Genomic DNA, 10,072 nt, shown 5'->3' on the forward strand with positions numbered 1-10,072 from the left:
ACCGGCAATATCAAGTTTGACCTGGACCTCGACGGCGCGCTGAGAGCGCGGGCGGAAGAGTTGCGCCGTCAGTGGCGCGGTGCCGCCGGGCGGCCGGTATGGCTGGCGGCCAGCACCCATCGCGGTGAGGATGACATCCTGTTGGATGCCTTTGCCCAATTACTGAAACAGTATCCCGACTTGCTGCTGGTGCTGGTGCCTCGACACCCGGAGCGGTTTGACGAGGTGGCGCAACTCTGTGGCGCACGGCAACTGACGCTGGCGCGGCGCAGCCGCGCGGTTGCGCCGGCGCTGTCGGATCAGGTGCTGCTCGGCGATACCATGGGTGAATTGCTGCTGTTTTTCGGCGCCTGTGATATCGCCTTTGTGGGCGGCAGTCTGGTGCCGGTGGGCGGCCACAACCTGATTGAACCCGCGGCCTGGCAGCTGCCGGTGTTGAGCGGGCCGCAGCTGTTTAATTTTGCCGAGGCATCCAGGCTGCTGCTGGAGGCCGGCGGGATGGTGATCTGTGAGGACGCCGGGGCCATCGCCGCAACAGTGGCCAAGTTGCTGGCTTCACCGGATGCCGCCGCCCGCATGGGGGCGGCGGCCAGATCCGTGGCGGAAAATAATCGCGGGGCGCTGGAGAAATTATTGGCGGTTATTGAACGCCAGCTTTCACCACGCTGATGGCGGGGTCCAGCCAGGCGTTGAGCTGGTAAATATCCTCCGGGCTCAACTGGCCGGCCACTTCCTTCAGCCGCAGCAGGCTGTCGATATAGTCGTAGCGGGCATTGGCGTAGTCCCGCCGCGCCTGGAAGAGATTGCGTTGGGCCAGCAGCACATCGACGATATTGCGGGTGCCGGCCTCATAGCCCGCCTGGGTGGCTTCCAGGGCGCTGTCCGCAGAGGTGATCGCCTGGTCGCGGGCTTTGACCCGTGCGGAATTGGTCACCACCAGCAGGTGCTGCGAGCGGGCCTGCTGCACGGTGTTGCGCTGGGCGCCGACAAAAATCTCCTCGGCCTGCACATACTGCTGGTAGGCCTGGCGGCGCTCGGCGCTGACCAGTCCGCCGGTGAAGATCGGCACATTGAGTTGCAGGGCGACGGCCTGGCCCTCCTGATCCGCTGCAGAGGGACTGACAAAGAAGTTGCTGGACTGCGCGTCTATCCCCCTGAATTCGCTGTTGGACTGATTGTCGTAGTAGGACAGTGAGCCCGTCAGGGTCGGCGCGTGTTCATACTTCTTCGATTTGGCGTTTTCATCCGCCGCCTCGCGCTGGTAGCGGACTACCTGCAAACTGAAATTGTTTTGCAGGGCAAACTGCACCCAGTCTTCCCGGTTCAGGGGTTCAGGGGGTGCCACGGGGAAGTTGGGCATTAAGCCCGCCAACTGTTGGTGGGGTTCGCCGGTGAGCACCGTCAGGCCCTCAAAGGCGATATCCAGGGCGCCGCGGGCCTCCAGGGTGTTGACCCGGGCATTATCAAAGGCGGCCTGGGCCTCGTGCACGTCCGTGATCGGCAGCAGCCCCACTTCAAAACGTTCTTTTGTCTGCTCCAGTTGGCGCTGGATGGCTTTTTCCTGGGCCTGTGCGGTTTCCAGGTTCTCCCTGGCGCGCAATACTTCAAAATAGGCATCGGCGGAGCGCAGGATCAGCGATTGCTGGTCGGCGGCAAACTGTAGCCGCGCCTGTTCGCTGAGGGCCTTGCCCTGCTGGAAGCTGAACCAGGCCGGCAGGTCGAAGATGGGCTGTGTCAGGGCCACGGTGTAGCCCTTGGTGTCGGTATCCGTCTGCCCTTTGCGGCCGGGTCTGAAGCTGTCGCTCAGGGTGGTGGTGCTGGAACCCTTGTATTCGTCTTCCTGATACTCGCCCACCGCGCTGATCTGAGGCAACAAGCCGGCCCGACCGATGTTTTCCGATTCCTGACCGGCCAGATAGGCGGCCCGGGCAGCGCGTAATTGCGGATCGTTCTGTACCGCCTTCTCATAGATGTCGGAGAGAGTGCTCCCCAATACCGCCGGGGCCGTGAGGGCGACAAGCAGGGGGAGTATGAGTGTGGGAAAACGCATTGCGAGTCCTTCGTCAAATGGCTGGAAAGCTGCTGAGTCTAGCAGATTTTGTCGGGCTGGACAGAGGCAGAGCCGCTGTGTAGGGTGGTTTAAAACACAGCCTCTCAACGGTTGAAGACGGTGGAGAGCGCTAGAGCTAATTTGCCCTGTGGAATAAGAGATGTCACAACAAAACCAGTTCACTGATGCCGATGTCGAAGTGCTGGAACGTCAAACGGTGTTTCAGGGTTTTTTCAAAATGGCCCGCCTGCGGTTGCGCCACAGGCTGTTTGCCGGAGGCTGGTCGAAGCCCATTGTTCGGGAACTGTTTGAGCGCGATGCCTGCGTGGGAGTGCTGCTCTACGACCCGCAGCGGTCCCTGGTCGGTTTGACCGAACAGTTTCGCATCGGGGTGCTCGGCGCACGGCAAAGTCCCTGGCTGTTTGAGGTGGTGGCGGGCATGGCGGAGCCCGACGAGGATCTGGAGGATGTGGCCCGGCGTGAAATATGGGAAGAGGCGGGCATCAGGGCCGGTGAATTGATTCCCATCTGCGATTACTGGACCAGTCCCGGTGGCAGCAGCGAGCGAATGTATCTGTTCTGTGCGCTGGTCGACCTGTCAAATGCCGGAGGACTGTATGGACTGGATCACGAGTCGGAAGATATCAGGCTGCATGTGCTGCCCGAAGACCAGGTGTTTGAGTGGTTTGACAAGGGGCGCTACAACAACGCGGCCACCACCATCAGCCTGATGTGGCTGAGAACCAATCGACAACGTTTTCTGTGATGCACTATGCTGTTTTTTATTGTGCTCAAGGCAACTGGACAAAATGTGAATCAGTACGGTGACTGAGAAAATCAAAATGCGCTACAAAGTCGACCTGAGGGGATACATGGCGGAATGTGATGCCAATTATCTCCGCCTCATGAAGCTGTTTCCCGACATGATGGAGGAGGCGGCAGAGCGGAGATTGGGTCTCAGTCACGACAGTGATCACGAACTGCGCTTGCTGGTCCGGGAACACACCCGCTACACCACCCTCATCGAGCTGAGTCAGGTCGCCAGCACCGGGAGAGACAACCCCTGGTTCCGGCTGCCGGTACTGATGTTGAGGTTGTATCACGACGCGCGGGTGGCAGAAGTGTTGTCATGTGATGGTTTCAGGCATATCCAGCCGCGCTATGGCTACCCCAATCAACAGATGCACCAACAGGACGAAAAGGCCCAGTGGAACCGCTTCCTCGGTGAGTGGCTGTCCCACTGCCTGGCGCGGGGTTACTACCCCGAACCCCTGTTTGGCGAAGCTCCCTAACGGTCAACAGGTACTGGTGCTTTGAAAGGTGCTGGCCCCGGGTTATCTCAGTGAAGGGAGAAGGGAATTGTCTTTGCAAAAGCTAGATGACGGGGTCGTCAGGGTAATCCAGTTGTCAGATTGTCACCTGGGCGCCGATGACCGTTTCACCCTGGCGGGGATCAATACCTCCCAGAGCTTCCGTCGGGTGTTGGCGCGCCTTGAAAACCAGCTGCCGGCGTGCGATCTGGTGGCGGTGACCGGGGATGTTGCCGCCGACGGCGAGCGCGCGGCCTATGAATTGTTTGAGAGGGCGATGCCCGAGGGTACGCCGTTCGCCTGGCTGCCGGGAAACCACGATAATTTCAGTTTGATGCAGGGTGTCATGCGGCAGCCGTTCCGGCGGCTGGTGGCGCTTAACGGCTGGGTGCTGATTTTCCTTGTCAGCGCCGTGCCGGGCAGGGTGGGCGGGCAGCTGGCGGACGGGGAGCTGGCCGAGCTGGCGCAGTTGCTGGAAAACTGCCGCGACCGCCACGTGGCACTGTTTGTCCATCACCCCCCGGCGGAAATCAACTGTCACTGGCTCGACCAGCAGCGCATCGCCAATCATCGGGCGCTGGCGGAACTGCTGGCCGGTTTTGACCAGGTGCGGGCGCTGTTCAGCGGCCATGTGCACCAGGGCAATGCAACCCGCTGGGCGGGCATTCCCGTCTACAGCGCTCCCTCCACCTGCTTTCAGTTCGCGCCGGGCAGTGATGAATTCGACCTCTGTGAACAACCCCCCGGTTACCGCTGGATTCATCTGCGCGCCGATGGCGCCATCGACACGGGTGTCGAATTTGTCGGCGGGGATGCCCAGCAGGTTGACCGCCACTGCATCGGCTATTGATTTTACCCCCGGGCGGGTCGAAACCTGTCCGGGGGCGGTTCTTTCCCGCCGCTTTATGCCGCTATAATCCGGGACATCTGGTGAGGGGGGCTGCGGTAGGGCATGGCGTTAATTTATCTACACGGTTTTAACAGTTCCCCCGCCTCCCTGAAAGCCTGCCAGACGGCCGAGTGGCTGTCCCGGCGGCATCCCCGGTTCCCCTTTTTCTGTCCCCGGCTCAGCAACGAGCCCGATCTCGCCATCCGGCAATTGCAGACGCTGATCGAGCAGCTCGATCAACCGGTGGGGCTGGTGGGCAGCTCCATGGGGGGCTATTACGCCACCTGGTTGGCCGAGCAGTATGGGGTCAGCGCGGTCCTGGTCAATCCGGCGGTGAAACCCTATGAGCTGATGCTGGATTACCTGGGGGAAAACACCAATTACCACACCGGCGAGCGCTATGTGCTGGAGCGGCGCCATGTGGAGGCGGTGCGCCAGCTGGAGGTGGCGACGCCGCTGCACCGCGAACGCTACTGGGTGCTGTTGCAAACAGGTGATGAAGTGCTGGATTATCGACAGGCGGAAGTCCGCTACACCGGTTGCCGCATGACCGTCGAACCGGGGGGCGACCACGGCTTCCAGCACTACGAGCGGCACCTGCCCGCCATTTTTGAATTCTTGCAGTTGTCATCGGGGATACATGAATAAATACACCGCAGAAGATATTGAAGTTCTCACGGGGCTCGACCCGGTTCGCAAGCGGCCGGGCATGTACACGGACACCACCCGCCCCAACCACCTGGCCCAGGAGGTGATCGACAACAGCGTCGACGAAGCCCTGGCCGGCCACGCCAGCAAAATCGATGTGGTGCTGTACCGGGACGGTTCGCTGTCGGTGGCGGACAACGGTCGCGGCATGCCGGTGGATATCCACCCCGAGCAGGGGCTGCCGGGGGTGGAGGTGATCCTCTCCACCCTGCACGCCGGCGGCAAGTTTTCCAACAGGAACTACCAGTTCTCCGGCGGTCTGCACGGAGTGGGGGTGTCGGTGGTCAACGCCCTGTCCAGCAAGCTGGAGGTCACCATTCGCCGCGACGGCAATGTCTATCGCATGGGCTTTGCCGGGGGCAATAAAGTTTCCGATCTGGCGGTGGTGGACAGTTGCGGGCAGCGCAACAGCGGTACCGAGGTGCGCTTTCTGCCCGACCCCCGCTACTTCGATACCGTCAAATACTCCCTGTCCCGGCTGAAACACGTGCTGCGCGCCAAGGCGGTACTCTGTGCCGGGCTGGAGGTGAACTTCAAGGATGAGGCCAGCGGTGAAACGGAAAGCTGGTGCTATGAGGATGGCCTGGCGGACTACCTGCGCGGCGCCACCGCCGGTTGGGAGGTGCTGCCGGACAGCCCCTTCATGGGCAGTTTTTCCGCCGAGAGCGAGGCGGTGGACTGGGCCCTGCAATGGTTGCCGGAAGGCGGCGACCTGACCCAGGAGAGCTATGTCAACCTGATTCCCACCTCCCAGGGCGGCACCCACGTCAACGGCCTGCGCACCGGTCTGCTGGAGGCGATGCGGGAGTTTTGCGAGTTCCGCAACCTGCTGCCGCGGGGTGTCAAACTGACCCCGGACGATATTTGGGACAAGTGTTGTTTTGTACTCTCCTCCAAACTCACCGATCCGCAGTTCTCCGGTCAGACCAAGGAGCGACTGTCTTCCCGCGAAGCGGCGGCGTTTGTCTCCGGGGTGGTCAAGGATGCGTTCAGCCTGTGGCTGAACCAGCACACCGAGGATGCCGAGCGGCTGGCGGAACTCTGTATCAACAACGCCCAGCGGCGGCTGCGCGCCAGCAAGAAAGTGACGCGCAAAAAAGTCACCGCGGGTCCGGCCCTGCCCGGCAAGCTGGCGGATTGCTCCAGCGACAGCCCGGAACTGAGTGAGCTGTTCCTGGTGGAGGGCGACTCGGCGGGGGGCTCCGCCAAGCAGGCCCGCAACCGCGAACACCAGGCGATCATGCCGCTGCGCGGCAAGATCCTCAACACCTGGGAAGTGGACAGCCAGGAAATCCTCTCTTCACAGGAGGTGCACGATATTTCCGTGGCGCTGGGTATCGATCCGGCCTCGGACGACCTGGACGGGCTGCGCTACCACAAGATCTGTATCCTGGCGGATGCGGATTCCGACGGCCTGCACATCGCCACCCTGCTGTGCGCCCTGTTTGTGAGGCATTTCCGGCCGCTGGTGAGCGCGGGGCATGTCTATGTGGCGATGCCGCCGCTGTACCGTATCGATGTCGGCAAGGACGTCTACTACGCCCTGGACGAGGGCGAGAAACAGGGCGTTCTCGATCGCATTGAGGCGGAGAAAAAGCGCGGCAAGGTCAATGTGCAGCGCTTCAAGGGACTCGGCGAGATGAACCCGATCCAGCTGCGGGAAACCACCATGGACCCGGATACCCGGCGGTTGGTGCAGCTGACCATCGCCGCGGGGGACGATACCAACAGCCTACTGGACATGCTGCTGGCCAAAAAGCGCGCCCCGGATCGCAAGGAGTGGCTGGAAAGTCGCGGCAATCTGGCGGATGTGTAGCGTGCGCGGTAGTGAGGCTGCCTAGTCTTTGTTGAGGGAAGGTTCGGCAGCGACATTAGAGGAGGGGTTAACACATGAAGTGGCTACTCAAGACGGCAAAAGTGGGGCTGATTGCCCTGGCGGTGCTGCTGGCGGTGGTGGTGACGCTGCTGCCATTTGTGGTGCGCTGGCAGGCCGTCGCCTGGCTCGAACAGCAGGGCCTGGAAGCCTCCATCGGCTATGTGGATATTCGCCCCGTGCTGGGCGCCGTGCAGATCAACGACGTAAAGATCGAGGCCGCCAATGGCGAGCGGCTGGCGCTCGATGAACTCCATTTGAACATCGCCTGGCGACCCTTGCGGCAACAGTGGCTGCGCGTGGAGAATGTCTCGCTGGATGGCCTGGCGGTGGATCTGGTGACCGGTCCGGGCATCCTGCGGGTGGGCGGTATCCCGATACCACTCGGCGAGTCGGACCAGTCAGTCAATGAAGAGTCCGATTCCGCCGCGCTCCAGCGTCTGTCGCTGGAGCAGCTCGAATTACACGACCTGAGCTTCTGCTATGCCCGGGTCAATGAGCGGAATGAGCGGCTGGCGAGTCAGTGTGCGTCGCTGGGCGAACTGTCCCAGGTGGGCGAGCTGCAGCTGGGACTCGGGGATCCGGGCATGTTCAGTCTGCCCGGCCTCCAGCTGACCGACCTGCAATGGTCTGATCGTCACCATCCCCTGTCCCTCGCCGCCATCGACTCCCTGACCGCGACAGACATTGCCAGCCCGGATATGGCCAGCTGGCAGGTGGGGGAGCTGCACCTCACCGGGTTGGCGCTGTTGCCCGACACGGCCCAGGCCCTGTTGCTGGACAGCCTGTCCCTGGAGGAGCTGTCGGTCGCGGAGGCGATCAGCGCCGGGCAGTTGTCACTGCATAGCGTTTCCGTCCAGCTGCAACCGGACGCGTCCGGTGCACTGGCCTTTGCGCCCGCCCTGCTGGCCAGGGTCGGCGAGCTGGCGCCCCCGTCGGCACCCGACGCGAGCGCTGTGGATGCGTCGGCCAGCCCCCTCAAGGTGGCGTTGCAACAGTTTGACCTGGTCCGACTCGATGTGGCTTCCGACCGCCCCCTGCTGAAACTGGCGGGGCTGGATGTGGCAGGTTTTGCCCTGCAGGGAGCGGACATCTCCCTGGCGCGGCTACAGTTTGGCAAGCTCGGCGTGCTGCCCGGTACGGATGATGCGCTGGTGCTCGAAAAACTGGCCCTTACCGGCCTGTCTGCGGGCGACAACATCGCCATCGACAGGCTGTCGCTGGGGAATACCCGAATTCACCTCCAGGCCGACCAACAGGGGGGATTAGCCTTTGCCCCGGCATTGCTGGCTCAGCTCAGCCCCGCCCCACAACAGCCGTCGGCGGAAGCCACAGCGGGCAGCTCCCCGGAGCAGCCCGCCATGGGCTTCTCCCTGGGGCAGCTCACTACCGCCGACATCCGGGTCGATGCCGACCGCGAACTGCTGTCGCTGCAGCGCCTGCAGTTGCAGCAACTGCATTTCAAGGATACCTCTTTCGGGCTTGATCGGTTGGTCGTCAACACCTTGTCACTGCTGGCGCCCGCCACCGCCATTGCCGGCGTGACACACTATGTCAGCGTGCCCGAACTGGAAATGGCGGGCTTATCAAAAGGGGCTGAAGAGCTTGGGCTTGAGCGCCTCGATATCTCCGATCCGCAGCTGTTTCTGCACCGCAGCGCCAAGGGTGAATTGTTAATGCTGACCGAGTTGGCGGCGTTGAGCGGTCCGCCCGCCGCTGGGTCGGGCGATGCGACTGCACAACCCGCAGCCCGGGACACTGCACCGCTGCGGATCAGGCTCGGCGAACTGCGCATAGGTGAAAACGGCCAGTTGCGGATACAGGACAAGAGCGTCTCGCCGCCCCTGCAACAACAGTTTTCCGGGCTGGACCTGGTCATCCGCCAGCTGGATGCTAGCCGCCCCGCCGAGGGAGGGGCTGTCAGCCTCAAACTGGGGGTCAATCGCTTCGGTTACCTGAAACTGGCCGGTGACCTGGCGCCCTTTGGCGATACCCTGAATACCGCCATTGGCGGTGAGCTGAATGGCCTGGATGTGCGGAACCTGTCCGGCTACGCGGGCAAATATATCGGCTATCACCTGGATCAGGGCACCCTGGATGCGGATATCGATGTGAAGGTGCGCCAGGATGTGATCGACGCCCTGGTGACCACCCGCTTCAACAAGCTGGAGGTCTCTGCCATTCCCGCGGCGGATCTGCCGGAGGGCGCCGAACAGCTGGGGGTGCCGCTGGAATTTGCCCTGGCCTTGCTGCGGGATAACGATGGCATGATCGAGCTGAAATTGCCCATCGGCGGCAATATTCACTCACCGGATTTCTCCCTGAACCACATTATCGGCAAGGTGCTGTTCAAGGTGATCGGCGAAACGGTGATCAACTATTACCTGCCCTTCGGGCTGTTGGCGAAATCGCTGGTGCAGGACAGCCTGGCCAGTCTGGCGTTCCAGCCGGTGGCCTTCGCGCCGGCCAGCGCCGAACTGGATGCCCCCGCTGTGGCGAATCTCGACAAACTGGCGCAGATGCTGCAAAGCCGCCAGCAATTGCATCTGGTGTTCTGTGCCCCGGCGACCAGGCAGGACTGGATAACCAGCTTTGCCCCGGAGCAGGCCAAACAGGATCAGGCGGACACCGCCGCTGAGAAAACTCCGGACAAAACCGACAAGGAGGCCGCCGCCGAGCCGGTCATTACCGCCGAGCAGGTGGTGGCCATGGTGGCTCTGGCGAATCAACGCACCGAGGTCGCCAAGGCGCGCCTGGTGGATGCCGGGGTCAAACCGGGTCAGGTGATTCCCTGTTCGGTGGCCTTCGAGCAGGCGCGAAACAGCGCGCCGGAAATGGCCATTTCCATTGGACAATAAACCCTAGGACGTTCCCACCAATAACTGAGCAACCTATGACCGAAACGACCCCTATCAACCCAGCCATCGAACAGATCGCCCTGCGCAACTATGCGGAAAAGGCCTATCTGGATTACTCGATGTATGTGATTCTCGACCGCGCCCTGCCCCATGTGGGCGATGGCCTGAAGCCGGTGCAGCGGCGCATTGTCTACGCCATGAGCGAGCTGGGACTGAAGTCCACCGCCAAATACAAGAAGTCCGCCCGCACCGTGGGCGATGTGATCGGCAAGTTCCACCCCCACGGCGACAGCGCCGCCTACGAGGCGATGGTGCTGATGGCGCAGCCGTTTTCCTATCGCTACCCGCTGATCGACGGCCAGGGCAACTGGGGTTCTTCCGATG

The 10,072-nt window shown here is 62.2% G+C and carries 9 protein-coding genes; 8 read left to right on the forward strand and 1 reads right to left on the reverse strand.

Annotated features, from left to right (window positions below; all coding sequences use genetic code 11):
- A partial coding sequence (locus ABY948_RS08505; RefSeq protein ID WP_461482103.1) for a glycosyltransferase occupies positions 1–669 on the forward strand: 669 nt, incomplete at its 5' end.
- Here ABY948_RS08505 and ABY948_RS08510 read toward each other — a convergent pair.
- Complete coding sequence (locus ABY948_RS08510) at positions 641–2,050, reverse strand: TolC family outer membrane protein (protein WP_461482104.1); 1,410 nt, start codon at positions 2,048–2,050, stop codon at positions 641–643. The genes ABY948_RS08505 and ABY948_RS08510 overlap by 29 nt on opposite strands.
- A 160-nt stretch (positions 2,051–2,210) precedes the next feature.
- Between ABY948_RS08510 and ABY948_RS08515 the strand changes: the two genes are divergently transcribed.
- From ABY948_RS08515 to ABY948_RS08545, 7 genes are all read left to right on the forward strand, one after another.
- Positions 2,211–2,816 (forward strand): NUDIX domain-containing protein, encoded by a 606-nt coding sequence (locus tag ABY948_RS08515; RefSeq protein ID WP_461482105.1) that lies wholly within the window; start codon positions 2,211–2,213, stop codon positions 2,814–2,816.
- Positions 2,817–2,874: 58 nt separating this feature from the next.
- Complete coding sequence (locus ABY948_RS08520) at positions 2,875–3,342, forward strand: DUF1249 domain-containing protein (protein WP_461482106.1); 468 nt, start codon at positions 2,875–2,877, stop codon at positions 3,340–3,342.
- A gap of 73 nt (positions 3,343–3,415) precedes the next feature.
- Positions 3,416–4,210, forward strand: coding sequence for a phosphodiesterase (locus ABY948_RS08525; protein ID WP_461482107.1), 795 nt, complete (start codon positions 3,416–3,418; stop codon positions 4,208–4,210).
- A gap of 102 nt (positions 4,211–4,312) precedes the next feature.
- The gene (locus tag ABY948_RS08530; RefSeq protein ID WP_461482108.1) at positions 4,313–4,897 is read left to right on the forward strand and encodes a YqiA/YcfP family alpha/beta fold hydrolase; all 585 of its coding nucleotides are present in this window, start codon (positions 4,313–4,315) and stop codon (positions 4,895–4,897) included.
- Positions 4,890–6,773 (forward strand): DNA topoisomerase IV subunit B, encoded by a 1,884-nt coding sequence (gene parE / locus ABY948_RS08535; RefSeq protein WP_461482109.1) that lies wholly within the window; start codon positions 4,890–4,892, stop codon positions 6,771–6,773. Before ABY948_RS08530 ends, parE begins: the two co-directional genes overlap by 8 nt.
- 74 nt (positions 6,774–6,847) lie before the next feature.
- Positions 6,848–9,688 (forward strand): DUF748 domain-containing protein, encoded by a 2,841-nt coding sequence (locus ABY948_RS08540; RefSeq protein WP_461482110.1) that lies wholly within the window; start codon positions 6,848–6,850, stop codon positions 9,686–9,688.
- A gap of 35 nt (positions 9,689–9,723) precedes the next feature.
- Positions 9,724–10,072 (forward strand): DNA gyrase subunit A (locus tag ABY948_RS08545; RefSeq protein WP_461482111.1); only part of this gene is annotated, 349 nt, incomplete at its 3' end.

The sequence above is a fragment of the Porticoccus sp. genome, from assembly GCF_041592135.1.
Classification (GTDB): Bacteria; Pseudomonadota; Gammaproteobacteria; order Pseudomonadales; family Porticoccaceae; genus Porticoccus.